We start from the raw sequence: 24,189 nt of genomic DNA, 5'->3' as shown, positions 1-24,189 counted from the left end.
GCTCCACACCACCGGATCTTGCACAACAAGGCTCAGTGGCTTTTCAGATCGGATAAAACGCTTTCGACGCAGAGCGCGCAGAGGTACAGAGGACGCAGAGAGAAGAGGTTTTACCTTCTCAAGCTTTTACGGTTTTCTCTGCGAACTCTGTGCTCTCTGTGCCCTCTGCGTTGAAGGCGGTTCGGTTTTGTATCAGTCAAACGCCTTGTCGTTCGGCGACTTGAACAGGGCGCGCATTTCGTCGGAGAGCGGCATGTTGAGGTTGAGCCCCTTCGGCGGAATCGGGTTCATGAACCACTTGTTGTAGATCTTCTCCGCCTCGCCGGAGGTCATCAGGCCGGCAATCGCCTTGTCGACAACCTTCTTGAAGCCCGCGTCGTCCTTGCGCAGCATGCAGCCGTAAGCTTCCATCGACTGCGCCTTGCCGACCACGCTCCAGTCGGCCGGGCGCTTGGCCTTGGCCGTTTCGCCGTAAAGCAGCGCGTCGTCCATCATGAACGCCACGGCGCGACCGGTTTCGAGCGTCAGGAACGATTCGCCGTGATCCTTGGCCGAAATCACGCTCATGCCCATCTTCTTGTCTTCGTTCATCTTGCGCAGCAGGCGCTCGGACGTCGTGCCGGCCGTCGTTACCACGTTCTTGCCGGCGAGATCGGGGAAGTCATTGATGCCGGAATTCTTCTTCGCCATCAGCTTGGTGCCGATGACGAAGATGGTGTTGGAGAAGCCGACCTGCTTCTGGCGCTCGGTGTTGTTGGTCGTCGAACCGCATTCGATGTCGACGCTGCCGTTCTGGATCAGCGGAATGCGATTGGCGGAGGTCACCGGCATCATTTTCACGTCGAGCTTGGACAGATTCAGCTCGGCTTTCACCGCATCGACCACCTTGAGCATGATTTCCTGCGAGTAGCCGATGACCTGCTGCTTGTCGTCGTAATACGAGAACGGAATCGAGGATTCCCGGTGGCCGAGGGTGATGGCGCCGATTTCCTTGATCTTCTTGAGCGTTGCCGATTCCTGGGCAAAGGCCGGGGCGGAAAGGAGCGTCGAAGCAACCAACGCTGCCAAAGCAATACGGTTCGAATGCATGATCATCATCTCCTTGATGGCTGTCGAAATTCGGAAAAGGAACGGCACCCGATCAGGCGCACCGTTGCACAATCAAGCATTTAGCAGGACATGTGCCAGCACCTCGACACACGACTAACCGTATGATTTTCCGTATGTTTTTTCACCAGCTGCACGAAACAATGGCGCGCCGTCGCTTCATGCTGGTGCATCAACGGCCGCTCCGCACGACGAAGCAGCGCATGGCGACCTGCTAGAGTGAAGTTGGCGATTTTGCTCACCAGCGACGATGGGAAAGGAAACGCCATGACGATCTCCGCCGAGCAGACCATCCTGCGCATCGAGATGCTGGCCCGCCGCGATCCCGGCGGGCGCGGCCTCGCTGCGGCGGCGACGACGCGCGACCTGCTGGCGGCGGCGCGCGAACTGGCCGCCGGCAACCGGGTGATCCTCGTTACCGGCTTCTACATCATCGCCAGCGGCGGCGAAAACGACGGCGTTTCCGGCACGCTGGCCGTGGCCGACGCGCTGCGCCGGCTCGGCAAGGAGGTGGTGCTCGTCACCGACGAGCACAGCCTGCCGCTGCTGCACGCCGGCATGGCCGTGTTCGGCACGGCGTTCCGGATCGTCGCGCTGAGCCGCAATCAGAAGGACGCCGACCGCGCGATCGACGCCCTGCTCACCTCTTTCCGGCCCACCCATGTCGTCGCCATCGAGCGCCCGGGCAGCGCCGTCGACGGTCACCGCTACTCGATGCGCGGCGAACGGCTCGACGCTTTCGTCCCCGCCGCCGACCGCTTGTTGGTTCCGCCCACTCCGCGCGACTTCACGACCATCGCCATCGGCGACGGCGGCAACGAACTGGGGTTGGGCAGTCTGCGCGAAGCGCTGATGGACAAGGTCACGCATGGCGAACTGATCTTTTGCGCGACGCCCGCCGATTATGTGATTCCGGCCGGGATTTCGAACTGGGGCGCCTTCGCCCTCACCGCCGCGCTGGCGCTGTCGAGCGGCCAACTGCTGCTCCGCCCTCCCGCACACGAACGCGCCGTACTCGAAGCCTTGAGCGCCGCCGGCGCCATCGACGGCTGCACGAAAGAGCACACTTTTTCCGTCGACGGCCTTGCCTGGCCGGACTACGCGGAGACGCTGAGCGCCATCTACGAGGAAACCCGGCGCGCCCTCACCTTGCAACGCCGCAGTGGCACCTAAGCGCGATACAGGCCGCGCAGGAGAGCAATCTCCTCGGCGTAGCCGGGCAGTTCGTTCGGCGTTTCGAGCAGGAACGGCAGGTGGCGCAGGGCCGGGTGGTTGATGATGCGGGTAATCGCTTCCAGCCCGAGATGGCCGTGACCGATGCGCGCGTGGCGATCCTTGCCGGCGCCGCACGGATTCATGCTGTCGTTGAGATGGATGGCGCGCAGGCGGTCGAGGCCGACCACCCGGTCGAACTGTTCGAGCACACCGTCGAGATCGTTGACGAGGTCGTAACCGGCATCATGCACGTGGCAGGTGTCGAGGCAGACGCCCATCTTTTCCTGCAACACGACGCCATCGAGGATGCGGCGAACTTCCTCGAACGTGCGCCCGACTTCGCTGCCCTTGCCGGCCATCGTTTCGAGCAAGACGGTTGTGGTCAGTTCCGGCGTCAGCACCGTGTTCAGCTGTTCGACGATCATCCCGATGCCGGCCTCTACCCCCTGCCCGACATGGCTGCCGGGGTGAAAGTTGTAGAGGTTGCCCGGCAGCCGTTCCATGCGCGCCAGATCGTCCTGCATCGTTTCCAGCGCGAAATTGCGCGTCTTCGCGTCGGCCGAACACGGGTTGAGCGTGTAAGGGGCGTGCGCCAGCAACTTGCCGAAGCCGTTCGTTCGAGCCAGCGCAAGGAATTCCTCAAGGTCGGCCGGATCGATGTCCTTCGCCTTGCCGCCGCGCGGATTGCGCGTGAAGAACTGGAAGGTGTTGGCGCCGATCGACAGCGCGTCGCGGCCCATGCCCATGAAGCCTCTGGACGTTGAAAGATGGCAGCCGATGTGCAGCATCAGGCTACCCCCGCGCTGTGCGCCTGCCTGTCTGCCCAATAGCTGCTGCGCACCATTGGGGCACAGGCGGCGCCGGTGAAGCCCATCTTTTTCGCTTCGTCTTCATACATCTTGAACGTGTCGGGATGGACGTAGCGCGTCACCGGCAGATGGTGGACAGAGGGAGCGAGGTATTGGCCGATGGTGAGCATTTCGACGCCGTGAGCGCGCAGGTCGCGCATCACTTCGAGAATCTCGTCGTCGGTCTCGCCGAGGCCGACCATCAGCCCGGACTTGGTCGGAATCTGCGGGTAGCGCGCCTTGAACTGCTTGAGGAATTCCAGCGAGTGTATGTAGTCAGCGCCCGGGCGGGCCTCCTTGTACAGGCGCGGCACGGTTTCGAGGTTGTGGTTGAGCACGTCCGGCAGCGCGCGGCCGAGCACGTCGATGGCCACCTCCATGCGCCCGCGGAAGTCGGGCACCAGCGTTTCGATGGTCGTTGCCGGGGATTGATCGCGCACGGCGGCGATGACGTCGGCGAAGTGGCCGGCGCCGCCGTCGCGCAGGTCGTCGCGGTCGACGCTGGTGATGACGACGTAGCGTAGTTTCAGGTTGGCGACGCTGTCGGCCAGATGGGCGGGTTCGTCGGCATCGGGCGGCAGCGGTTTGCCGTGGCCGACGTCGCAGAACGGGCAGCGGCGCGTGCAGATGTCGCCGAGGATCATGAAGGTGGCGGTGCCGCGCCCGAAGCATTCGCCGATGTTTGGGCAGGCGGCTTCTTCGCAGACGGTGTGCAGTTTCTGCGCGCGCAGCATTTTCTTGATCTCGCCGAAGCGGCCGGCGTCGTTGCCGGCCTTGACGCGAATCCACGCCGGCTTCTTCAACGGCGCATCGAGCGGAACGATCTTGATCGGGATGCGCGCCGTCTTCAGCTCGCCCCTCTCCTTGACGCCGGGGATTTTGGAGGTCGGTTTGTGCGTCGGTTCGGTCATGGGCGTTCCAGTTGCTTTAGTTGTATTGCGAGGTGGCGGATCAGTTCGTCGGCGGCTTGCGCCGGGGCCAGGGCGACGCCTAGGTCGCGCGTCTGCGTGACCGGCATGCCCGCGTAACCGCAGGGGTTGATCGCCGAAAACGGCGCAAGTTCCATAGCGACGTTGAGGGAAAGGCCGTGGTAACTACAACCGCGCCGGATGCGCAGGCCGAGCGCGGCGATCTTGGCCGGGTAATGCACGTTGCCGCCCTGCCGAACGTAGACGCCCGGCGCGTCGTCCAGCCGCAGGGCCGTGACGCCGTGCGCCGCCAAGAGATCGATGATCGCCTGCTCCATGCGGCTGACCAGTTCGCGCACCTTGAGGCCGCGCCGGTTGAGGTCGAGCAGCAGGTAAATGACGACCTGGCCGGGGCCGTGGTAAGTGATCTGCCCGCCGCGGTCGATCTTAACCAGCGGGATGCCGTTGTCTGCCAGCAGATGCTCCGGCTTGCCGGCCTGACCGAGCGTATAGACGGGCGGGTGTTCACAGACCCAGAGTTCGTCGGGCGTGCTATCGGTGCGGGCGGCGGTGAAATCGATCATCGCCCGCCAGGTCGGCTCGTAGTCGACGCGGCCAAGGTTTCTGACAATCAGTGCCGGATAACGCGTGCTCGCCTCTGCGTCCCGCATGCAGCCAACCATCAGACCGAAAAAAGCGAACCACCAAGACACAAAGGGCACCAAGGAATCACCAAGAAAATGCTTCGTTTCTCTTGGTGCAACTTCGTGTTCTTGGTGACTTGGTGGTGAAAATTCATCTGCGCAACCGAACCGTCAAAGAACTACTTTGACCATCGGGTGCCCGCTCAGTTCGATGTAGAGGGCGTCGAGTTGCAGCTTGGAGGTGGCGTTGACCGTGCAGGTAAGGCTGATGTACTTGCCGGTGCTGGAGGCGCGCATTTCCATCGTCGCGCCGTCGAAATCGGGTGCATGGCGCAGGATGACTTCGAGCACGGTCTGCGCCAGCGCGTCGTGGGATTCCCCCATAATCTTGAGCGGAAAGACACAGGGGAATTCGAGCAGGGTTTCTTTTTCAGACATGGCGGATCATCCACATTTCATGAGCAGGCTGTAACAGGCGAACATCTGGCGCGCCATCGGGCCGGGCTGGCCGTCGCCGACCGGTTCGCCGTCAAGGTGCGTGACCGAAAGCACGCCCTTGCTCGACGAGGTGACCCAGACTTCATCGGCGCTGCGCAGTTCGGCTTCGCTGACTGGACGGATTTCATGCGGCACGCCGTACTGCGCGGCCAGTTCAATGACCACATCGTAGGTGATGCCGGCCAGCACGTAACGCCCCTGCGGCGGCGCCAGCACGACGCCGTTCTTGACGACAAACACGCTCGACGCGGTGCCTTCGGTGACGAAGCCGTCGCGCAGCAGGATCGTTTCGGCGCATCCGGCCTCCGTCGCCTGCTGGCGCAGCAGGATGTTCGGCAAGAGCGTGATGGCCTTGAGGTCGCAGCGCCCCCAGCGGATATCGTCGGCCGTGATGGCGGCAATTCCCGTCTGACGCAGCTTGGGCGACGGGCTGGCGAGCGGCGTGGCGAAGGCGAAGACGGTCGGCTTCACCTCCTGCGGGAAGGCCGGATCGCGCTTCACGTCGGCGCCGCGCGTGATCTGGATGTACAGCGACTGGTCGGGAAATTCCGCCTCGCGGATCAGGTGGCCGAGGATGCCGCGCCATTCTTCCGGCGTGCAGGGATTGGGCAGGCGCAGCCCGTCGAGCGTCGCCTGCAGGCGGCGCATGTGCTCCTCGTAACGGAACGGGCGGCGGGCATAGACGGGGATCACCTCGTAGCCGCCGTCGCCAAACAGAAAGCCGCGATCAAGCGGCGAAATGCGGGCTTCGGACAGCGGCAGGTAATCGCCGTTGAGGTAGCAGAGTGTCGAATTCATTGGAAAAGCTGACAGTAACGCCATCCCCACAAAGGCCGGGATGGCGGCATCAGGCAAAAATCAGTTGAACCACAGGCGGATGGTGTCGATCAGGCGAGTGAAGAAGCCGCCCAGCGGCACTTCTTCAAGTGCGATCACCGGAAAGTCGCCGTAGGGCTTGCCGTCGAAGGTCACCTTCAGCGTGCCGAGCGTCTGACCGGCCTTGATCGGCGCGATCAAGCGCGGCTGGGCGACAAACTCGCTCTTCAGGCGGTCGTTGAAGCCCTTCGGTACGGCGGCGACGAAATCGTGGGTGAAACCGGCCTTGACCGTGGACAACTCGCCTTTCCAGACACGCAGGTTGGCAACCGGCTGGTCCTTGGCGTAGAGCTTCACCGCGTCGTAGAACTGGTAGCCGTAGTTGAGCAGCTTCAGCGATTCCTGCGCACGCACGGCGTCGGAGGCGGTGCCGAGCACGACCGACAACAGGCGACGGCCGTTGCGATTGGCCGAGGAGATCAGGCAGTAGCCGGCCGCGTCGGTGTGGCCGGTCTTGACGCCGTCGACGGTCGGATCGATGAACAGCAGGCGGTTGCGGTTCGGCTGCGTGATGTTGTTGTAGCGGAACTCCTTGAGCGAGTAGTACCTGGCGTACTCGGCCGGAAAGTCGCGGATCAGCGCGTCGGCCAGCGTGGCGAGATCGCGCGCCGTCGTGTAGTGCTGCGGGTCGGGCATGCCGGTCGCGTTGCGGAAGCTGGTCGACTTCATGCCGAGGCGCTGCGCCTCGCGGTTCATCATCTGCGCGAAATTGTCCTCGCTGCCGGCGATGACTTCGGCCAGTGCGACGCAGGCGTCGTTGCCGGACTGCACGATCATGCCCTTGATCAGGTCATCCACCACGACCTGCGTGTTGACCTGGATGAACATGCGCGAGCCGCCGGTTTTCCAGGCGCGCTCGGAAACCGGGATCGCCTGATCGATCTTGATCGTCCCCTGCTTGAGCGCGGCGAACGTCAGGTAGGCGGTCATCAGCTTGGTCAGCGACGCCGGTTCGAGACGGTCGTTTTCGGCCTGTGCGGCGAGCGTCTGGCCGGAACCGGATTCGATCAGCAGCCAGGATTTGGCGGCCAGCGTCGGCGGAGTGGGCATTTGCTGGGCCAGCGCCAGCAGCGGGAAAACGAGAAGCGCGAGGAAAAACGAGCGAAGCGTACGCATGGGGAACCGTGTTTCTGGATGAGGGAAGGAAGGTCAAGATTATAACAAGCAGCCGGAACGGCCCTCCTGGAAAGCATTGGATGATTTTGTAACCGGATTTTTCGGATCAAACCCATGCCACGCAAGCCGCCTATTACCAAAGCCGCCATGAGTCCAATTTCGAAACTTTGGATGAAACCCATCGGCCACCGGATAAGTTTGATTTGATATCAACAAAAGTTAGCAATATTATATATTTTCGATAACTTCGATAAGAAAGACATGGATATGGACCCAGTACGGAACCCTTATGCTCCCGGGGCTGGCTCCCCGCCTCCCGAACTCGCTGGTCGCGATGCGTTCCGCCGGATAGTCCATATCGCACTTCAAAGAATACGCATAGGCAACCCGGCGAAGAGCGTTCTCATGGTCGGTTTGCGAGGCGTCGGCAAGACCGTCCTGCTCGAGCAAATCCGGATCGACACAGAAGCTGACGGGATGCAAACCATTCGCATGGAAGCCCCGGAGGGAAGATCACTGCCGGCGCTTTTAGCCCCCCAACTGAGAGTGGCACTACTCAGATTGAGCCGCATTGAGGCAGCAAAAGACTTCGCCCGGAAAGGGCTTAGCGCTCTGGCCGGTTTTGCCAAAGCTTTGCGCGTTTCCTATCAGGATATCGAAGTCGGGATAGATTACGAGCCGGAACCTGGGCTGGCAGACAATGGAGATCTCGAAACTGATTTGGCCATGCTCCTCGAACAGGTTGGACTTGCCGCAAAAGGAGCAGGAACCGCCGTCGTAATGTTTATCGACGAACTCCAGTACATCAAAGAGGCTGAGTTTGCCGCCTTGATTTCCGCACTACACCGTTGTTCTCAGCGGCGACTTCCGATCATCCTTGTCGGCGCGGGCTTGCCCCAATTACGAGAGCGGGCCGGTAGCGCAAAATCGTATGCAGAGCGACTGTTTGACTATCCCGAGGTTGGCCCATTGAGCGATATCGATGCCCGAAGGGCATTGGAGTCACCAGCTGAGCACTTGGGAGTGAGGTTTGAGGACAAAGCTGTTTTGGCAATCGTCAGCCATACACGGGGCTATCCTTACTTCCTGCAGGAATGGGGAAAGCATGCCTGGGATGTGGCAGACACGAGCCCCATCACATTCGCCGACGTTGAAACAGCAAGCCAATTAGCGATCGCAGCCCTCGACGAGAGTTTCTTCAGGGTTCGCTTTGACCGCATGACGCCGCTGGAGCGCCGATACCTGCGTGCAATGGCTGAACTTGGGCCTGGCCCTCATCGCTCCGGTGATATTGCCGCCATTTTGGGGCGGGAGGTTTCGGCGCTTGCCCCGACCCGTGGCAAGTTAATCAGCAAGGGAATGATATGGAGCCCATCGCATGGAGATACGGCATTCACTGTTCCCCTCTTCGATGAGTTCATGAAGAGAATCATGCCAGGAAGCGCTTGGCGAACAGAGTAACGCCGCCCCATCTACGAACAGAACGAGGAGCGGATAACGGGTGACGATTCTCCTCGCCACCCGTTGAACGAGTAGATCGTCAGAGCGCCGCGATCTTGGCGCGCATCGCCTCGGTGCCGGCCACGATCTTGTCGAGGATGGCGTCGAGCGCCCAGAACCGTTCGCGCACGTCGAAGGTGATCGTGCGGCTCTTGATCGAGGCGAAGGTGCCGAGGCGCTGGTGGTACATCTTGGCCAGCACCGGGTAGCCGAAGGCTTCGGCGAGCGCGGCCAGCACCAGAAAGTTCGCCACCTCGTCGGCCAGTGCCGGGTGCTGCGCGCCCGAGGTGTAGAGCCACTTGTAGAGATCGGGGTGGAAGTTGGTGAACACGCCGTTGAAGCCGCGCGAGCCGGCCTGCATCGCATCCCAGGCAATCGCCGCGTTGGCGTTGAGGATGGCGAACGGAGTACCGGCGGTCATGGCGACGCGCCGTTTGACCGTTTCGAGGTCGCAGGAAACGTCCTTCAACAGCACGAAGCGACCGCTGTCGATGCAGAAGCGCAGTTCGTCGTCGCTCAGCAGGCGACGGTAGGGCGCCGGACATTCGTAGAGGCCGAGCGGCAGATCTTGCGGCAGGCGGTCGAGCAGCCACTGCAGGTTGCCGCGGAACGTTTCCGTGCCGCGGTTTTTCGGGTCGAGGTGATTGGTGACCAGCACGACGCCGTCGGCGCCGCTGTCGGCGGCTACCGTCAGTTCCTCAAGCTGGCTGTATGGATCGTCGCTGATGTGGCCGGAAACGACGACCGGCACGCGGCCGGCCGCCTGTTTGACGACGAATTGGCCGAGCGCGGCGCGTTCCGCGATCGACAGGAACTGCATCTCGCTCGACTGGCAGACGGCGAAAAGGGCGTCCGAACCATTCGCGATGTACCACTCGATCAGCCGCTCCAGCCCGGCATAGTCGATCGCGCCCGCTTCCGTGAACGGGGTGATCATCACCGGGACGATGCCTTCGATTTTCTTTTGAATCATTTCCGACTTCTCCTCAAGAGGGTGACACACGCGATTGCGCAACTTGCGCGACGGGCTAAATCGATGCAGCTCGGGCGATTCTAGGAGGAATACGCGCCGGCTTCAACCCATCGCGAATCGCCGCCACAGACGCCGCTTGCACGACGTTCTGGATACCCATAACGGGTCGCTGAAACCGGTAGACACCGGCGTATCGTCTGGTATAAGTTGTCACCTGCTGAGCACGTTTTAGTCATCGCTCCGGTGATTCTTCCGGCATTTGCTCCAACGTTTGTTTTTTCTGCAAGGTGCGGCATGAGCAAGGTATTGGTGATCGGCAGCATCAATATGGATCTGGTCGTTGAAACCAGCCAATTTCCGGCCCCGGGCGAGACCATCCTGGGCCGACAGTTCCGCACTTTTCCCGGCGGCAAGGGGGCCAATCAGGCCGTCGCCGCGAGCCGCCTCGGCGCGCAGGTCACCCTGATCGGCTGTGTCGGCAACGACGCCTTCGGCCGGGAACTCGTCGCGCACCTGGGGCGCGAAGGCATCGACACCCGCCATGTCCGCATCGATGAACGCGCCTCGACCGGCGTCGCCGCGATCACGGTCTGTCAGGCCGAAAATTCGATTGTCGTTGCACCGGGCGCCAACCATGCGCTCGCGCCCGATGATCTCCATGCGGCGCACGCGGCATTCGCCGCCGCCGATGTGGTGCTCTGTCAGCTGGAAATTCCGCTCGCCACGGTGGAAGCCGCCGCGGCGCTGGCAGCCGATCACGGCACGCCGTTCCTGCTCAATCCGGCACCGGCCGTTCCATTATCGGAGAGCCTGCTCGACCGCGTGACGCTGCTGACGCCGAACGAGCACGAACTCGGCATCGTGCTTGGCAAGCCCGACGACGACTGGATCGGACTGCTGCGCCGTCATCCGCAGCGCATCCTGATGACCCGCGGCGCCGAAGGTGCCTGGTTCGCCGATTCCAGCGGCCAAGTGCGCCATCAGGCGGCGTTTGCCGTCGAGGCCATCGATACGACGGGCGCCGGCGACACCTTCAACGGTGCGCTGGCGGCCTTCTGGGGAATGGATCTGCCGGATCTCGCCCGGCACGCCTGCGCCGCCGGCGCCTTGTCGGTGACGAAAGCGGGCGCACAGAGCGGCATGCCGACCAAAGCAGAACTGGAAGAGTTTCTGAACAAAAAGAACCGCAGCTGAACATTTAGAACAAGGCGGACAGCCACCAACACCATTACATTCGCTGTCGCCACAGGGGAACACCGCTTCTGGCTTGGTTCAAGGGGTCGCCGAGTCAGGCGGAAAGAGGAATCGCTGGAACTTCACGCTAGAGATTCCACATCGGGGGGCGCACCTTGGCCTTCGTTTTTCTGCAACGCATGGTAAGGAGAAGCACATGAGTCAAAAAACATTCAAGCATGTCCTGCAAAGTGCCGGCCTCAAGACACTGGCCGTTGTCGCCGCGCTGGGCCTCGGCTTTGGCGCGCCGCAAACCATGGCGCAGACCAAGCAGGTGATCCGCATTTCCACCGCCGCCGTGCCGGACGACTGGCACGCCAAGATGTGGACCGTGTTCAAGGACACGCTGGAAAAATCGGCGCCGGGCGAGTTCGATGTGCAGATCCACCTGAATGCCGCGCTGTTCAAGCAAGGCACCGAACCGGCCGCGATGGCGCGCGGCAACCTGGAAATGGCGCCGATCTCGGCGCAGGATATTTCCAAGATCGTGCCGGAATTCTCGATCTTCACCGCCGGCTACATCATTCGCGATCCGGATCACCAGCAGAAGGTATTCAACGGCCCGATCGGTGCGGAAGTCTTCAAGCCGGTGATCCAGAAAATGGAAGTGACGCCGCTCGCCACCGCCTACCTCGGCACCCGCCAGGTCATGCTGCGCGAAGACAAAAATGTGAAGACGCCGGCTGACCTCAAGGGCGTCAAACTGCGCATGCCGGCCAGCAAGGAATGGCTGTTCCTCGGCGAAGCGCTCGGTGCAACGCCGACGCCCTTGGCCTTCGGCGAAGTCTATCTGGCGCTCAAGACCGGCACCATCGACGGGCAGGACAATCCGCTGCCAAGCACGCGTGCGGCGAAGTTCTACGAGGTCAGCAAGACCGTGGTGATGACCGACCACCTCGTCGATGCGATCTTCCTGTCGATGGCCAGCAAGACGTTCAATGCCATGACCCCGGCCCAGCAGCAGAAGGTGAAGGCCGCCGCGCAGGCCGCTGCCAAGTACAACAACGAAAACCGCATCAAGGACGAGGCGGCGATCGTCGACGAGTTCAAGGCCAAGGGCATGAAGATCGTCAAGCCGGATGTCGACGCTTTCCGCAAGGCGGTTCAGGACAAATACCTGAATTCCGACTACGCCAAGATCTGGCCGAAGGGCTTGCTTGAGCGCATCAATGCCGTGAAATAAGTGTTTTTGGGGTTTCTCCGTCCAGGAGAAACCCCTCCGACGTACCTGCCGGGAAGCTGGCATGGTTTTCCGGAAGTCTGCAGGGGGATTTATGTTCAAGCAATTAAAAAGAATTGCCGAATTCATCGGCACAGCCAGTTATGGCATCCTGTTTCTGACCTTCATCTTTCAGGTGATCCTGCGCTTCGTCTTCAACAAGCCGCTGACCTGGAGCGATGAACTGATCGTGATCCTGTACGTGTTCAGCATGTTCTGGGCGGGCGCCTTCCTGCTCAAGGAGAAGGACCACGTGATGCTCGACCTGATTTACGAGCACCTGCCGCCGCAGGGCAAGCGGGTTTTCTCCGTCGCCTATTCCCTCGCGATCGGTGGGCTTTTTCTCTGGGCCGTACCGGCCTCATACAGCTACGTCAGTTTCATGATGCGGGAGAAAACGCCCGTGCTCGATGTGCCCTTCGGTCTGGTATTCGCCCCGTTTATCCTCTTCCTGCTGGCGATCGGGCTGCTTTACCTGCGCAAGCTGATCGTCCTGTTCGGGCCGACCTGGCAAACTGAAGTCGGTGTGCCAACCCATGATGAACACAACGCGGAGTCCGTCGAATGAGCAACGCACTTATCCTCATGCTGGCCGTCATGGGCGGCACCATGTTGCTGCGCGCCCCTATTTCCTTCGGCATGCTGGCCGGCGGCGTGGCGTATCTGATCGCCAAGGGCCAAGATGTCGGCCTGATGGCCGAGCAGGTGCTCAATGGCCTGTATAACAGCTACGTGCTGCTGGCCGTGCCTTTGTTCATTCTGGCGGCCAGCATCATGAATGCCGGCGCCATCAGCGAGCGGCTGTTTGCCATGGCTATCGCACTGGTCGGGCATTTCCGTGGCGGCCTCGCCTACGTCAATGTGATTGTCAGCGTCATCTTCTCCGGCATGAGCGGCAGTGCCATCGCCGATGCGGCCGGCCCCGGCCTCGTCTCGATGCGCATGATGACCGACAAAAAACGCTTCACGCCGGAATTCGCCGGCGCGCTGACGGCGTGTTCATCGACGATCGGGCCGATCATCCCGCCGTCGATTCCGATGGTCATTTACGCGCTGGTGTCGGGTTCCTCGGTCGGCGCGCTGTTCCTCGGCGGTGTCGTTCCCGGCTTCCTGATGGCGTTTTCGCTGATGGTTGGTATCTATATCCTTGGTCGTATCCACGATTTTCCGCGCGAGGAGCGCACGCATTTCAGGGATATGCCGAAGGTGGTGTTGCAAGGCTTCCTGCCGCTGACGCTACCGATCGTGCTGCTCGGGGGTATCTACTCCGGTGTGTTCACGCCGACCGAAGCTGCCGCCGTTGCCGCCATGCACGCCATCCTGTTGACGATCTATTACCGCAGCCTGACTTGGCAGCGGATGTGGCATGTCCTGCAGGAATCGTTGCGGCAGAGCGCCTCGGTGACGCTGATCGTCGCCAGCGCCTTCATCATGAACTACGCCATCGCTTCGGAGCAGATTCCCGATCTCGTCGCCCAGTGGTTCACCCAGCATGAATTCACCAAGCTCCAGTTCCTGCTGCTGGCCAACTTGGTTTTCCTCGTTCTCGGTTGTTTCCTCGATACCTCGACCATGTTGCTGGTGCTGGTGCCGCTGCTGATTCCATCGGCCAAGATCATGGGCGTCGACCTGGTGCATTTTGGCGTTGTCGTCGTGGTCAACATGATGATCGGCCTCGTCACCCCGCCCTTCGGCATGTTGCTGTTCGTGATCAACGCGCTCACCGGAACGTCCCTGAAAGGCATGATTCGGCAGAGTCTGCCCTTCATGGCGCTGCTGCTGATTTCGTTGTTGCTGATGACGCTCTTCCCGCAGATCGTCTTGTGGCTGCCGCAATCCATGGGCTACGCAACCCAGTAAAATTCCCGTCTTTTGCCTTGTGCCGCAGGGACTCCCCTGCGGCACGCCTGATCGACGCCCACCGGTATCCATGAGCAAACCAACCCGCCTGACCATTGACGACATCGCCCGCCTGGCCGGGGTTTCACGCACCACGGCGAGCATGGTGCTCAACGGCCGGGCCGAGCAATACCGCATCTCGGCGGCGACACAGGAACGCGTGCTCGCCACCGCGCGCGATAACAATTTCCAGCCATCGCACTCGGCGCGCGCTCTGCGCTCCGGCTGCAGCAACACCCTTGGCCTCGTCGTTCCGGAACTGACCAACTTTGCTCATGCCAGTCTGGCGCAGGCGATGGAACCGCTCTGCCATCAGGCCGGTTACCAGTTACTGGTCGTGACGAGCAACGACGAACCCGAACAGGAAGCGGCCGGCATCGAACACTTGATCGCCCGGCAGGTCGACGGCCTGATGGTCGTGCCCTGTTCGCCCGAACCTGAGGCCTACATCAAATGGCGGTCGCGCCTGCCGCTGATCCTCGTCGACCGGCGGTTGGACGGAACGCCCTTGCCCTATGTGGTAACCGATGCCGAAAGTGCCGTCACCTCCTTGCTGCTCGACGCCTTGAATAGCGGCGCCTCGGAAGCGTATTACTTTGGCGGCCAGCCCTACCTGTCGCCGAGCATCGACCGCCTCAACGGATTCCGCGCCGCGCTCACGCAGGCCGGGTTGCCGGAACAACCCGGTTGGGTGCGCGCCCGCGACTACCGGCGCAGCAGCGGCTACGCCCTGATGCAGGAGTGTTTCCGTGATCTCGGGCGTTATCCGCAGGTGCTATTCACCGGCTCGATCACCCTGCTCGAAGGCGCTCTGGCCTTCATCAGCGAACACCGGCATTTCGATGTCGCCCCCAAGCGCGTCCTGACCTTCGACGACCACTACCTGCTCGACTGCCTGCCGCTCAAGATCGACGCCATCGGGCAGGATAGCGCGGCGCTGGCCAGCGCCAGCCTGGCCGGGCTGTTGGGCCTGCTGCAGGGCCGTGCAGCCGCTTCGTGCACGGTTCCCGCCGTTCTTCATTGGCGCAGCCGGCAGAATACGAGGGGCGGGGACTGAATCGGTGCCCTGAAGCTCGGGCCTCTCTGTTTTTCCCCACGCCGAAGCGACGAAATGACGAAAGCCCGCCGCTTTTGTCGGCGCATCAACGTAGTGACACACGTCACGTGCGGTTAGCCGCCCTTCGGGCCCGTTGAGCTCTGCGCCAGCGCCGTGCCGAGATCGGCAATCAAATCGTCCGGATCTTCAATACCCACGCTGAGCCGGATCAGTCCGTCGCGAATTCCGTATTTGGCCCGGACTTCCGCCGGAACGACGCTGTGCGTGGTGGTCGCCGGATGGCAGGCGAGGCTGTCGACATCGCCGAGCGAAACGGCCTGCGTAAACAGCGCCAGATGGTCGAGGACGGCCGCGGCCGCCTGCCGTCCGCCGCTCGCCATTTCAAAGGCAACGACCCCGCCATAGCCGCCCTGCATTTGCTTCTTCGCCAACGCGTGCTGGGGATGGGACGGCAGTCCTGGGTAATGGGTTTCTGCTACGGCGGCATGGTTCGCCAGAAAATCGGCTACCCGTGCCGCCCCCTCGCAATGGGCGGCCATGCGTAACGGCAGGGTTTTGATGCCGCGCAGAAACAGGAAGGCGTCCTGGGGCGACAGGTTTCCGCCAAGCTGCCCCAGTCCGAGTTTGCGGATTCGCTCGATGTGCTGTTCCGGCCCGGAAACGATGCCGCCGGTGGCGTCGCCATGCCCGCCCAGGTATTTGGTCATTGAGTGCATCACCAGATCGACGCCATGGTCGAGCGGTCGCGTCAGACACGGCGTGCAGAACGTGTTATCCGCCACCGTCGTAATCCCCTGGGCCTTGGCTATCGCGGCGATTTCGGCCAAATCGTGCAGTTGCAGCGTCGGGTTGGTCAGCGTTTCGACCCAGATCAGCCGTGTCGCCGGCGTCAGGCTTGCGGCCAAGCCGCGCTCCGAGGCGTCGATGACCTCGATGCCGAAGCGCGCGCCGAGCGAACGGAAGACACTTTCGGTGCCGCCGTACAGCGGTCCGAGAAACGCGATCGCGTCGCCCGGTTCAAGCAGCGCCAGCATGATAGCGGAAGTTGCGGCGGTGCCGCTGCTGAAAGCGACGGCCGTCGCCGCGCCTTCCAGATCGGCCATCTTGGCTTCGAGCGCGGTGACGGTCGGGTTGGCAAAACGGCTGTAGCGATAGCCTTTCACCTCGCCGGCAAAGAGCGCCGCGCCGTTGTCGAGCGTGCCATACCCGAAGGCCGTGGTCTGGTTGATCGGCGTCGCAATCGCGCCATTGACCGGGTCGGGCTGTTGTCCGGCATGGACGGCGCGGGTTCGAAGATGATGCATCTGTATGTCGCTCCTGATGAAAGGGGCTTGCGCTCTGCGCAAGCTATCCGCGCGGCACGGCACGGCCTAGCCGGCGGCATATCCTTGCGCCGCGGCTTGTTCACGCTCGACGCGTTCGGTGACATCGCGCGCGACCGCCACCGAGCCCTGTACGGTGCCCGTCGTGTCCGTCACCAGCGTAAAGCTCATTTCGACATAGAGCTTTTTGCCGGACGGGTGCTCCGCGCGCGTCAGCGTCGGATGTCCATGCAGACGGGTGGCGCCGTTCGCCACGGCGGCGTCGAAACCGCGCCAATGGGCGGCGCGCAAGCGCTCGGGAATGATCAGGTCGAGACTTTTCCCGATGGCTTCGGCGGCCGGATAGCCGAACATGCTGGCCGCCGCGCGGTTCCAGCGCCGGATGATGCCGCCTCGGTCGGCATAAATGATGGCCTCGGCCGTTTGCTCGATAATCGATTCGGCGAGCCGAGGCAGTTCTTCGTGGCTATGTTCCATATCTTTTAGTTGAACTGCTCGGCATTGAGAAACAGCACATTGTTTTCAAGGTGGATGTGCTGCATCAGGTCTTCCCGCAGCTGCCTCAGGCCCGCGTAAAGCGCCCGCCACGTATTGCACGCATCGGCCGGCGCGGTGATGTCGTCGGTCAGGCTTTCCAGTCGCGCCAGCGCCTCGCCGTGCTGGTCATGCTCGAAACGCATTACCGCGATCGGCGATTTGGCCAGGCGGTCATGTCCATCCAGCAACATCGGGAAGAGCACCTGTTCTTCCTTCATCATGTGGCTGAGCAGTTCCTGGAACATCGCCTCGAGATGATCCGCCAGGCCGGTCGGACAATCCGGGCGCTCGCCGTGCACCTGTTCGACACGTCTGGCAAGGCGAATCAGTTCGGGAATCTCTTCGCGATGACGCTCGTGAAAACGACGCAGGATGTATTCGATCAGCTCCGACGCCGGCGCCGTGCGCCAATCGCGATCGGATGAATCGACGGTTTGCAGCGGCTGCAGTGCATCCAGCAAGACTTGCGGATTGACCCCGCGCTTTTCGGCGGCTTCGCGCAGGCTCTTGTGACCGCCGCAGCAGAAATCGAGCTTGTGCTGGTGAAAAATCCGGGTCGCGCCCGGCAAGGCGCAGGCAAGTTGTCCGATTAGTTGTTCAAGCAGGTTCATGGCGTATTCCTCTGAGTGGTCAAGTAATGACCGACATATCGCAATCCCCGTGCCAGCTTCTAATCCAATGATTGGAAAAGATTTTATTTTTTCGCGGTTGTTTTTACCCTATCATGAACGGGTTGATAATACCGTCACCAAGGTGATTATTACCGTGATAGAAACCTCACTCTTCGGGGATCTCGTGGTCGAATTGCCGCAGGCCGTTCGGCTGCAGCGTCTGGTTGGCGCCGTGCGCGCGCATTTCGGCTGTGGCGCCGTCGGTTTGTTGAAGGCCGACGGCGACAGCCTGCGACCGATCGCCGTGGATGGCCTGGCGCACGAAACGCTTGGCCGGCGTTTCTTGCTGGCACAGCATCCGCGCTTGTCGGCGATTCTGGCCAGTCGCGAACCTGTCCGTTTTCCGCCCGGCAGCCCGTTGCCCGATCCGTACGACGGATTGCTCGACCAGCATCTCGGCGAACCCTTGCCGGTGCATGATTGCATGGGAATCAGCCTGTTTCTGAACGGCAGTCTCTGGGGAGCGCTGACGCTGGATGCGCTGAGCGGTGACGTTTTTGGCAAATCTGCGCGTGACGAACTGGTGCAGATGACCCTCGTTGCCGAGATGGTCATTCGCTTCATTTGGCTCGAGGAGGAAAACCGCCGTCTGCGGGCCGGGCGCATCGTCCAGGACGCGTCTTTGCCGGTTTCGGGAGGGGATGACGAAATCGAGATCATTGGGCAAAGCCCGCAGTTGCTGGTGCTGTTGCATGAACTCGATATCGTGGCCGCATCGGAACTGCCCGTTCTGCTGCTCGGAGAAACCGGCGTTGGCAAGGAATTGTTTGCCCGTCATTTGCATCGGGCGTCGAAACGTGCAAGCGGACCGCTGGTGCAGGTCAACTGCGCGGCGCTCCCCGAATCGTTGGCCGAAAGCGAGCTCTTCGGGCACATCAAAGGCGCTTTCTCCGGCGCGCTCGGCGAACGCGCCGGCCGGATCGAGGCCGCCGAGGGCGGAACGCTGTTTCTGGACGAGGTCGGGGAATTGCCGCCTCCCGTTCAGGCGAAGCTGCTGCGCACGCTGCAGAACGGTGAAATCCAGCGTCTGGGGGCTGATCAGCCGCACCAGGTCGATGTCAGGATCGTGGCGGCGACCAACCGTCAGCTGCAAGACCGCGTCCGTGAAGGGCATTTCCGCGCCGATCTTTACCATCGGCTTTCCGTCTATCCGGTACAGATTCCCCCCTTGCGCGAACGCGGCAACGATGTGCTGCTGCTGGCCGGCCGCCTTCTCGAAATCAATCGCACCCGGCTTGGCGTGCGTGGTTTGCGCCTTTCTCCGCGCGCCGAAACGGCGCTATGCACCTACCCTTGGCCCGGGAATGTCCGCGAGCTTGAGCATGTCATCAGCCGCGCGGCATTGCGCGCGATCAGTCGCGGCGCCGATCGTTCGGGGATCGTGACGCTGGAGCCGGAACTTCTGGCTCTTGATTTGCCGGATAGCGAATTGCTGTCGCCAGCCCTTTCCGCTTCGCTCGACGCAATGCCGGCGGCCGTCAATGTACCGCTCAAGACGGCCGTCGATGCCTATCAGCGCCAACTGATCCGACAAGCCTTGGCCGACTGCGACGGCAATTGGGCGCGTGCGGCGCGTGACCTTGGCCTGGATGCGAGCAATTTGCACAAACTTTCGCGCCGTCTGGGGCTGAAAGCCTGAAGAAAACACGTTGTTATTCCATTTGCGGATTATTCGTGACTCGCCTACGGCATCACCATGACGGCGCGGAGAGCGCCAGTTGCTCCTTCAGTACTTCGCCCAGGCGCACCATCTGCTGCACCGTGCTCTGGAAATGCGCCGAATAGTAGTTGCCCGCCTCTCGCGTCCGGCTGGCGACGGTCTTGAAATTGCCGATGGATACATGGAAATCCTTGGCGCAGATCGGGTAGTCGAGCGATTCGGCCAGCGAGGCGGTTGATAGATAGTCGGAAACAATCACCGCCTTTTCCGGTTCATGCGGCCAGCTTTCGTACAGCCAGACGTAGAGTTCCGGGTGGAAGTTGGTCATCACGCCGCTGTAACCATGCGCGCCGGCCTGCAAGGAGGCGAGCAGCGTCTGGCCGTTGGCGTTGGCGATGTGCAGCCGGCTACCCTTGGTCAGCGCCAGCCGGCGTTTGATCGTCGCGATCTGGCAGCAGGTGTCCTTGATGAAGGTGTAGCGGTCGCTTTGCGCGCACCAATTCACGATCTCATCGGAAAGCAGGCGCTTGTAGGGGTGCGGACATTCGTAGATGCCCAGCCCGACCTTGTCGGTGACGGCGGCGGTGATTTTCTGCAGGTTGGCGAGCGCGACCTCATCGCTTTCGCCGGGCATGGCGAGGCGGTTGCTGATCAGGATGACGCTATCGACGCCGGTTTCGGCGATCTTGCCGAGCTGGTCGATCTGCTGCGACAGTCCGCAGGCGGTGTGCCCCGAGGCGACGACCGGTACGCGGCCATCGACGTAATCGAGCACGAAGCGGGTGAGCTGTAACGATTCAGCTTCGGACAAAAAAAACATCTCGCTCGACTGGCAGTTGGCGAACAGGCCATGCACGCCGGCCTTGATGTACCAGTCGATCAGCTTTTTTAGCGAATCCCAGTCGATCTCGCGGTTCTCGTCGAACGGGGTCAGCATCACCGGCCAGACGCCGCAGTAGTTGTCGTTTCCGTTCATGATCGGCCTTTACAGGAGATTGACCGCGTTGCCGGCGACGCAGACCTTGATGTGCTGCGTGATCGCCTGGGCGACAAAGGCACGCAGCACGTCCGGCAACTTGTCCGCATCGACGTAGGCAATCGTGATGTGGTTGCTCTGGTGGCCGGCCATCAGTTCGTCGCGGCCGACGCCGTCGAGCGTGCAGTTGAGCAGCGGCCATTCGTAGGTGGTGGCGCGGCGGCGGCGTTCGAACTCGGCGGCCGGCAGTTCGACGGCCGTGCCGGTGCCGATGTGCATGAAGACCTGCGTGCCTTCGTAATGGGCGCGCGCCCAGAGCAGGCGGCCGGCCTTGCCCTGGCCGTGAATCGAGGAGCCGCCTTTCGGGAAGTACATCGCCGGCTGGCGATAACCGGTGGCGCCGGCGATGCCGCCCTTGAGGTGCTCGAACGGCACCGAGCCGGAAATCTCGAAGTCCCAGTAGAAGGTGCCCTCAAATTCGCTGCCCCAGCGGATGTCGTGCAGCGTCGTTTCCGACGGCAGGCCGAGCGAGTCGAGCAGGCGGAAGAGCATCGTCTGCGGGATGGCCGTGCCCATGTCGACCTCGTTGATACAGGGAATCGGCTTGCCGGCGCGGATGATCTTGCCGTCCTCGTCGGGGATCGGGAAGCGCGCGGTCGAGCCGATGGCGCCCTCGGCGAAGTCGGAGGCGGCGCACGACTGCGCCAGCCCTTGCTGATACTGCACGCCGACCGAAGTGAGGCCGAAGCGCTGCGTGAAGCGGGCCATGGCGATCATCATCGCGCACTGCTCGAGCACCTGGTCGCGTGTCAGCTCGGTCGCCGGGTCGCTGCCAAACTGGAACTTCATGCCTTTGGCTTCATACCAGGCCAGGCACTCCTCGCGCAACGACTGCGGCACCTTGGCCATTTCGACCAGCAGCGCCGATTGCGACAGACTTTCCATCGGCATACCGATGTCGACGAGCGCCTTCTGCGGAAAGACGCCGTTGATCATGCCCATGCAGAAGCTGTCGAACAGGCCGATGATCTCCTTGTTGCGCAGCACGAACTCGCCGACCTGCTGGCCGATGGCCCAAGCCGGCGTGACGGACGCTGGATGCGAAGCGAGGACCGGGTGCAGATACGAGGTGTCATGCTTGATCTGGCCGGTCTTCAGCCACGACTCCAGCCCGTTGTAGAAGAACTCGTCGTCGAACTCGCTCGACCACAGGCGCGAGTACGCCTTGCCCAGGCTGGTCAGCGTACCGGCCATGCACAGCATGCCGACGAGCCCCGGCCAGGTGCCGTCGAAGTTGGCCAAGAGCAGCACTGGGCCACGATGTTTGGCGAGGCTCGGCGCCAGATGGTGCGAATACTGCCAGGCGGTGAGCAGGACGATCACCGGCGCATCGGGATCGATGCTGGCGATCAGGTCGCTGCCTTCGCGCTGGCTGCTGATGAAGCCGTGGCCCTTGTCGCCTTTGTACAGATGCGCCCGTCGCGCCCGCACGCCGAAACGATCGCTCAGCACGTGATCGAGCTTGGCTTCGAATTTGTGCTGCACCGGCCAGCATTCGACGTTGGCCGACTCGCGCAGGTCGGCGTTGGTGACCAGCAGCACCTCGTTGGCGCCGGCTTTGATCAGTGGCTTCGATTCGGGAAGATTCAGTGTCAGCATCGGGGAGTCCTCGTCGGTTGAAATGCGCGGCGCGAGTAGTTGATCAACGGAAAAAAGCGAACCACCAAGTCACCAAGAACACCAAGAGGCACCAAGAAAGGCATGAATCCTTCGAGGTTTTTCTTGGTGCCTCTTGGTGTCTTTGTGTCATGGTGGTGAAAAATCATCGTCGCCTCATTCCTCATGACCGGGCTACGGGCGCCACGCCTGCATCGCGGAACGGCAGTGTTCCATGTCTTCGTAAAGCTGCAGATAGACGGCGTATTTCGCGTCGTGAAAAGCTTTCGTCTCCGGCCGCGCCTTGACGCCGCCGCCGGGGCGCACCATCGCGGCCGCCGCCTCGGGCAGCGCGGCGAAAGCGCCACAGGCCACGGCGCCGAGCAGCGCCGCGCCGAGCGTCACCGCGTCCTCCTCGCTGACGAGCTGGATTTCGCAGCCCGTCGCGTCGGCGTTCTCGCGCAGCCAGTAGGGATTCTTGGTGCCGCCGCCGCACATCACGATGCGCTCGATGCGGTGGCCGGCGGCGTTCATGCTCTCGACGATGTGCCGCGTGCCGTAGGCGAGCGCCTGCAGCGTGGCGAGATAGAGGCGCGCCAGCGCGTCCTTGCCCTGTTCCAGCGTCAGGCCGACGACCATGCCGCGCGCATGCGGATTGGCGCGCGGCGAGCGGTTGCCATGGTGGTCGGAAAGCACGTGCAGGTCGCGCGTCGGCCACTTCTCGCGCTGTTCAAGATCGGCCAGCCAGTCGTTGAGTACGGCGTAGACATTGCGGCCTTCGGCCTTGGCCGAATTCTCCAGCAGCGGCCAGGCGTCGCTCTGGCGCAAGGTCCAGTCGAGCAAGGCGCCGGCGGCGCTCTGCCCACCCTCGTTCAGCCAGTAGCCGGGCAGCATGGCACCGAAATACGGCCCCCAGACGCCCGGCACCATCACCGGTTCGCGGCTGACGGCCATGTGGCAGTTGGAGGTCCCGCCGATGATGGCGAGGCTGCCTTCCGGCGCCGTGCCGACCAGCGCCAAACCTCCGGCATGGGCGTCGATGATGCCTGTTGCGACGACGATGCCGGGGGGCAGACCTGTTTCAGCCGCGGCACGGGGACTCAGCCTCCCGGCGGCGGAGCCGAGGGGAAGGATGCGGGGGGGAATCTTGCCGGCGAGGTCGGCAAGACCGACCGCCGCCAGCAGTTTTTCGCTGAAGCGCTGCTCGTGGGCGAGGTAGTTCCACTTGCAGGTCAGCGTGCATACGCTGGCCACGTCGGCACCGGCAAGACGCCAGGCGAGATAATCGGCGAGATCGAAGAGGCGCCACGTCGCGGCATAGCGCTCGGGAAAATGCTGCTTGAGCCAGAGCACCTTGGGCAGTTCCATTTCGATGCCGACTTCGCCGCCAACGTAGGCCAGCGCCTCGTCGTGGGTGGCGTTGATCGCCGCCGTCTGCTCGGCGGCGCGGTGGTCCATCCACATGATGATGTCGCGCTCGGCGTTGCCGTCTTCGGCCACGGAAACGGCTTTTCCGTCAAAGCCGACGGCGACCAGCGAGCACGTGGCATCGACGCCAATCGAGGCGACACATGCTGGATCGACCCCGGCGCCGGCCACCGCTTCCCGCACGGCCGCGCACGCCTGCGCCCAGATGTCGGTGGAGGACTGCTCGACGACCAGCGGGCGCGGGTGAAACTGCTGGATCGGCCGGACGGCAAAGGCAAGCCGCTGACCGTTGGCATCGTAGACTCCGGCCCGGACGCTCGCCGAACCGACATCAATCCCGACAAAGACCTGACCGCCCATAGGCCCTCCGCTATCGTGCAAAAATTCGTGCTAAATCGTATTAGCAATATAACCAAGGCGGTTCGTCATTACAAGAGGCCGCCATTCAGGCGGCCGGGACAGCGAAGATGAGTGTCGCAGCGCTACTTGTCAGACCACACGGCCAGTTCGATGCCGCTCGGCTCCCTGAAATGGAAACGCCGGCCGCCGGGGAAGGCGAAGGTGTCGCGGGTGATCGTGCCACCGGCGGCGAGAATTTTTTCCCGCATCGCCGCGAGGTCGTCGGTGTAGATCACCACCAGCGGCTGTCCCGGCCGGCTCGCCGGATCGGCGGCCAGCCCGGAGCCAACGCCGCTGTCGGCCGTGTCGGCGTAGCTGTCGCCCCAGTTCTTGTAGCTCCAGCCAAAAACGCTGGAAAAGAAAGTTTGCGATTGCGTCAGCGCATCAGCGTCAGACACGGGAAATTCGATGTAGTCGATGTGGTTCGGGGTGTGCGGGCGAGTCATT

At 62.3% G+C, this 24,189-nt stretch carries 24 protein-coding genes; 8 read left to right on the top strand and 16 right to left on the bottom strand.

Annotation, left to right across the window (positions count from 1 at the left end):
* Positions 1 to 192: 192 nt before the first annotated feature.
* Entirely contained in the window at positions 193 to 1,089 is an 897-nt protein-coding gene (locus tag GH659_RS06920) for a glutamate/aspartate ABC transporter substrate-binding protein (protein ID WP_211364142.1), read from the bottom strand.
* Positions 1,090 to 1,169: 80 nt separating this feature from the next.
* The gene (locus tag GH659_RS06915) at positions 1,170 to 1,376 is read right to left on the bottom strand and encodes a hypothetical protein (RefSeq protein WP_153110503.1); all 207 of its coding nucleotides are present in this window, start codon (positions 1,374 to 1,376) and stop codon (positions 1,170 to 1,172) included.
* Between GH659_RS06915 and GH659_RS06910 the strand changes: the two genes are divergently transcribed.
* Positions 1,375 to 2,280, top strand: a complete 906-nt coding sequence (locus GH659_RS06910; protein WP_153110501.1) for a glutamate cyclase domain-containing protein — start codon at positions 1,375 to 1,377, stop codon at positions 2,278 to 2,280. The genes GH659_RS06915 and GH659_RS06910 overlap by 2 nt on opposite strands.
* Here the strand turns inward: GH659_RS06910 and GH659_RS06905 are convergent.
* The 6 genes from GH659_RS06905 to GH659_RS06880 all read right to left on the bottom strand — a co-directional run bounded on the left by GH659_RS06905 (position 2,277) and on the right by GH659_RS06880 (position 7,212).
* On the bottom strand, positions 2,277 to 3,110 hold the full coding sequence (locus GH659_RS06905; protein ID WP_153110499.1) for a deoxyribonuclease IV: 834 nt from the start codon (positions 3,108 to 3,110) through the stop codon (positions 2,277 to 2,279). The two genes, GH659_RS06910 and GH659_RS06905, sit on opposite strands and share 4 nt — an antisense overlap.
* Positions 3,110 to 4,081: a lipoyl synthase gene (gene lipA, locus GH659_RS06900; RefSeq protein WP_153110497.1), complete on the bottom strand. Its 972-nt coding sequence runs from the start codon at positions 4,079 to 4,081 to the stop codon at positions 3,110 to 3,112. The genes GH659_RS06905 and lipA overlap by 1 nt, the downstream gene beginning before the upstream one ends.
* Entirely contained in the window at positions 4,078 to 4,749 is a 672-nt protein-coding gene (gene lipB / locus GH659_RS06895; protein WP_153110495.1) for a lipoyl(octanoyl) transferase LipB, read from the bottom strand. The genes lipA and lipB overlap by 4 nt, the downstream gene beginning before the upstream one ends.
* 144 nt (positions 4,750 to 4,893) lie before the next feature.
* Entirely contained in the window at positions 4,894 to 5,160 is a 267-nt protein-coding gene (locus tag GH659_RS06890) for an HP0495 family protein (protein WP_153110493.1), read from the bottom strand.
* Positions 5,161 to 5,166: 6 nt separating this feature from the next.
* The gene (locus tag GH659_RS06885) at positions 5,167 to 6,018 is read right to left on the bottom strand and encodes a D-amino acid aminotransferase (protein WP_153110491.1); all 852 of its coding nucleotides are present in this window, start codon (positions 6,016 to 6,018) and stop codon (positions 5,167 to 5,169) included.
* A 60-nt stretch (positions 6,019 to 6,078) separates the two neighbouring features.
* A complete protein-coding gene (locus GH659_RS06880; protein WP_153110489.1) occupies positions 6,079 to 7,212 on the bottom strand; it encodes a D-alanyl-D-alanine carboxypeptidase family protein in 1,134 nt (377 codons plus the stop codon).
* Positions 7,213 to 7,473: 261 nt separating this feature from the next.
* Between GH659_RS06880 and GH659_RS06875 the strand changes: the two genes are divergently transcribed.
* Entirely contained in the window at positions 7,474 to 8,673 is a 1,200-nt protein-coding gene (locus GH659_RS06875) for an AAA family ATPase (RefSeq protein WP_343030094.1), read from the top strand.
* Positions 8,674 to 8,752: 79 nt separating this feature from the next.
* On the opposite strand, the gene GH659_RS06870 is transcribed toward GH659_RS06875, so the two are convergent.
* Positions 8,753 to 9,685, bottom strand: coding sequence for a dihydrodipicolinate synthase family protein (locus GH659_RS06870; protein WP_153110488.1), 933 nt, complete (start codon positions 9,683 to 9,685; stop codon positions 8,753 to 8,755).
* Between the two features lie 294 nt (positions 9,686 to 9,979).
* Between GH659_RS06870 and rbsK the strand changes: the two genes are divergently transcribed.
* The 5 genes from rbsK (at position 9,980) to GH659_RS06845 (ending at position 15,093) form a co-directional block, all read left to right on the top strand.
* Positions 9,980 to 10,879: a ribokinase gene (gene rbsK, locus GH659_RS06865; RefSeq protein WP_153110486.1), complete on the top strand. Its 900-nt coding sequence runs from the start codon at positions 9,980 to 9,982 to the stop codon at positions 10,877 to 10,879.
* Positions 10,880 to 11,075: 196 nt separating this feature from the next.
* Positions 11,076 to 12,101, top strand: coding sequence for a sialic acid TRAP transporter substrate-binding protein SiaP (locus tag GH659_RS06860; protein ID WP_153110484.1), 1,026 nt, complete (start codon positions 11,076 to 11,078; stop codon positions 12,099 to 12,101).
* A 91-nt stretch (positions 12,102 to 12,192) separates the two neighbouring features.
* A complete protein-coding gene (locus tag GH659_RS06855) occupies positions 12,193 to 12,705 on the top strand; it encodes a TRAP transporter small permease (RefSeq protein ID WP_170285839.1) in 513 nt (170 codons plus the stop codon).
* Entirely contained in the window at positions 12,702 to 13,997 is a 1,296-nt protein-coding gene (locus GH659_RS06850) for a TRAP transporter large permease (protein WP_153110480.1), read from the top strand. The genes GH659_RS06855 and GH659_RS06850 overlap by 4 nt, the downstream gene beginning before the upstream one ends.
* A 70-nt stretch (positions 13,998 to 14,067) precedes the next feature.
* Complete coding sequence (locus GH659_RS06845; protein ID WP_153110478.1) at positions 14,068 to 15,093, top strand: LacI family DNA-binding transcriptional regulator; 1,026 nt, start codon at positions 14,068 to 14,070, stop codon at positions 15,091 to 15,093.
* Between the two features lie 113 nt (positions 15,094 to 15,206).
* Here the strand turns inward: GH659_RS06845 and GH659_RS06840 are convergent, their stop codons facing one another.
* The 3 genes from GH659_RS06840 to ytfE all read right to left on the bottom strand — a co-directional run bounded on the left by GH659_RS06840 (position 15,207) and on the right by ytfE (position 17,563).
* A complete protein-coding gene (locus GH659_RS06840) occupies positions 15,207 to 16,397 on the bottom strand; it encodes a trans-sulfuration enzyme family protein (RefSeq protein WP_153110476.1) in 1,191 nt (396 codons plus the stop codon).
* A 66-nt stretch (positions 16,398 to 16,463) separates the two neighbouring features.
* Entirely contained in the window at positions 16,464 to 16,892 is a 429-nt protein-coding gene (locus GH659_RS06835; protein ID WP_153110474.1) for a PAS domain-containing protein, read from the bottom strand.
* Between the two features lie 5 nt (positions 16,893 to 16,897).
* Positions 16,898 to 17,563: an iron-sulfur cluster repair protein YtfE gene (gene ytfE / locus GH659_RS06830; protein ID WP_153110472.1), complete on the bottom strand. Its 666-nt coding sequence runs from the start codon at positions 17,561 to 17,563 to the stop codon at positions 16,898 to 16,900.
* A gap of 154 nt (positions 17,564 to 17,717) precedes the next feature.
* Between ytfE and norR the strand changes: the two genes are divergently transcribed.
* Complete coding sequence (gene norR, locus GH659_RS06825) at positions 17,718 to 19,262, top strand: nitric oxide reductase transcriptional regulator NorR (RefSeq protein WP_153110470.1); 1,545 nt, start codon at positions 17,718 to 17,720, stop codon at positions 19,260 to 19,262.
* Between the two features lie 52 nt (positions 19,263 to 19,314).
* Here the strand turns inward: norR and GH659_RS06820 are convergent, their stop codons facing one another.
* The 4 genes from GH659_RS06820 to GH659_RS06805 all read right to left on the bottom strand — a co-directional run bounded on the left by GH659_RS06820 (position 19,315) and on the right by GH659_RS06805 (position 24,188).
* The gene (locus GH659_RS06820; protein ID WP_153110468.1) at positions 19,315 to 20,259 is read right to left on the bottom strand and encodes a dihydrodipicolinate synthase family protein; all 945 of its coding nucleotides are present in this window, start codon (positions 20,257 to 20,259) and stop codon (positions 19,315 to 19,317) included.
* A 9-nt stretch (positions 20,260 to 20,268) separates the two neighbouring features.
* The gene (locus GH659_RS06815) at positions 20,269 to 21,918 is read right to left on the bottom strand and encodes a signal transduction protein (protein ID WP_153110466.1); all 1,650 of its coding nucleotides are present in this window, start codon (positions 21,916 to 21,918) and stop codon (positions 20,269 to 20,271) included.
* A 192-nt stretch (positions 21,919 to 22,110) separates the two neighbouring features.
* Complete coding sequence (locus tag GH659_RS06810; protein ID WP_153110465.1) at positions 22,111 to 23,703, bottom strand: FGGY-family carbohydrate kinase; 1,593 nt, start codon at positions 23,701 to 23,703, stop codon at positions 22,111 to 22,113.
* A gap of 122 nt (positions 23,704 to 23,825) precedes the next feature.
* The gene (locus GH659_RS06805) at positions 23,826 to 24,188 is read right to left on the bottom strand and encodes a VOC family protein (RefSeq protein ID WP_153110463.1); all 363 of its coding nucleotides are present in this window, start codon (positions 24,186 to 24,188) and stop codon (positions 23,826 to 23,828) included.
* Position 24,189 lies beyond the last annotated feature (1 nt).

The sequence above is a fragment of the Propionivibrio limicola genome (assembly GCF_009469695.1).
Lineage (GTDB): Bacteria > Pseudomonadota > Gammaproteobacteria > Burkholderiales > Rhodocyclaceae > Propionivibrio > Propionivibrio limicola.
This window is presented reverse-complemented; position numbering and strand designations above follow the sequence as displayed.

Coding starts and splice junctions, on each gene's coding strand:
- GH659_RS06920 (WP_211364142.1), bottom strand. CDS start 1,089: ATGCATTCGAACCGTATTGCTTTGGCAGCGTTGGTTGCTTCGACGCTC.
- GH659_RS06910 (WP_153110501.1), top strand. CDS start 1,375: ATGACGATCTCCGCCGAGCAGACCATCCTGCGCATCGAGATGCTGGCC.
- GH659_RS06915 (WP_153110503.1), bottom strand. CDS start 1,376: ATGGCGTTTCCTTTCCCATCGTCGCTGGTGAGCAAAATCGCCAACTTC.
- GH659_RS06905 (WP_153110499.1), bottom strand. CDS start 3,110: ATGCTGCACATCGGCTGCCATCTTTCAACGTCCAGAGGCTTCATGGGC.
- lipA (WP_153110497.1), bottom strand. CDS start 4,081: ATGACCGAACCGACGCACAAACCGACCTCCAAAATCCCCGGCGTCAAG.
- lipB (WP_153110495.1), bottom strand. CDS start 4,749: ATGCGGGACGCAGAGGCGAGCACGCGTTATCCGGCACTGATTGTCAGA.
- GH659_RS06890 (WP_153110493.1), bottom strand. CDS start 5,160: ATGTCTGAAAAAGAAACCCTGCTCGAATTCCCCTGTGTCTTTCCGCTC.
- GH659_RS06885 (WP_153110491.1), bottom strand. CDS start 6,018: ATGAATTCGACACTCTGCTACCTCAACGGCGATTACCTGCCGCTGTCC.
- GH659_RS06880 (WP_153110489.1), bottom strand. CDS start 7,212: ATGCGTACGCTTCGCTCGTTTTTCCTCGCGCTTCTCGTTTTCCCGCTG.
- GH659_RS06875 (WP_343030094.1), top strand. CDS start 7,474: ATGGATATGGACCCAGTACGGAACCCTTATGCTCCCGGGGCTGGCTCC.
- GH659_RS06870 (WP_153110488.1), bottom strand. CDS start 9,685: ATGATTCAAAAGAAAATCGAAGGCATCGTCCCGGTGATGATCACCCCG.
- rbsK (WP_153110486.1), top strand. CDS start 9,980: ATGAGCAAGGTATTGGTGATCGGCAGCATCAATATGGATCTGGTCGTT.
- GH659_RS06860 (WP_153110484.1), top strand. CDS start 11,076: ATGAGTCAAAAAACATTCAAGCATGTCCTGCAAAGTGCCGGCCTCAAG.
- GH659_RS06855 (WP_170285839.1), top strand. CDS start 12,193: ATGTTCAAGCAATTAAAAAGAATTGCCGAATTCATCGGCACAGCCAGT.
- GH659_RS06850 (WP_153110480.1), top strand. CDS start 12,702: ATGAGCAACGCACTTATCCTCATGCTGGCCGTCATGGGCGGCACCATG.
- GH659_RS06845 (WP_153110478.1), top strand. CDS start 14,068: ATGAGCAAACCAACCCGCCTGACCATTGACGACATCGCCCGCCTGGCC.
- GH659_RS06840 (WP_153110476.1), bottom strand. CDS start 16,397: ATGCATCATCTTCGAACCCGCGCCGTCCATGCCGGACAACAGCCCGAC.
- GH659_RS06835 (WP_153110474.1), bottom strand. CDS start 16,892: ATGGAACATAGCCACGAAGAACTGCCTCGGCTCGCCGAATCGATTATC.
- ytfE (WP_153110472.1), bottom strand. CDS start 17,563: ATGAACCTGCTTGAACAACTAATCGGACAACTTGCCTGCGCCTTGCCG.
- GH659_RS06820 (WP_153110468.1), bottom strand. CDS start 20,259: ATGAACGGAAACGACAACTACTGCGGCGTCTGGCCGGTGATGCTGACC.
- GH659_RS06815 (WP_153110466.1), bottom strand. CDS start 21,918: ATGCTGACACTGAATCTTCCCGAATCGAAGCCACTGATCAAAGCCGGC.
- GH659_RS06810 (WP_153110465.1), bottom strand. CDS start 23,703: ATGGGCGGTCAGGTCTTTGTCGGGATTGATGTCGGTTCGGCGAGCGTC.
- GH659_RS06805 (WP_153110463.1), bottom strand. CDS start 24,188: ATGACTCGCCCGCACACCCCGAACCACATCGACTACATCGAATTTCCC.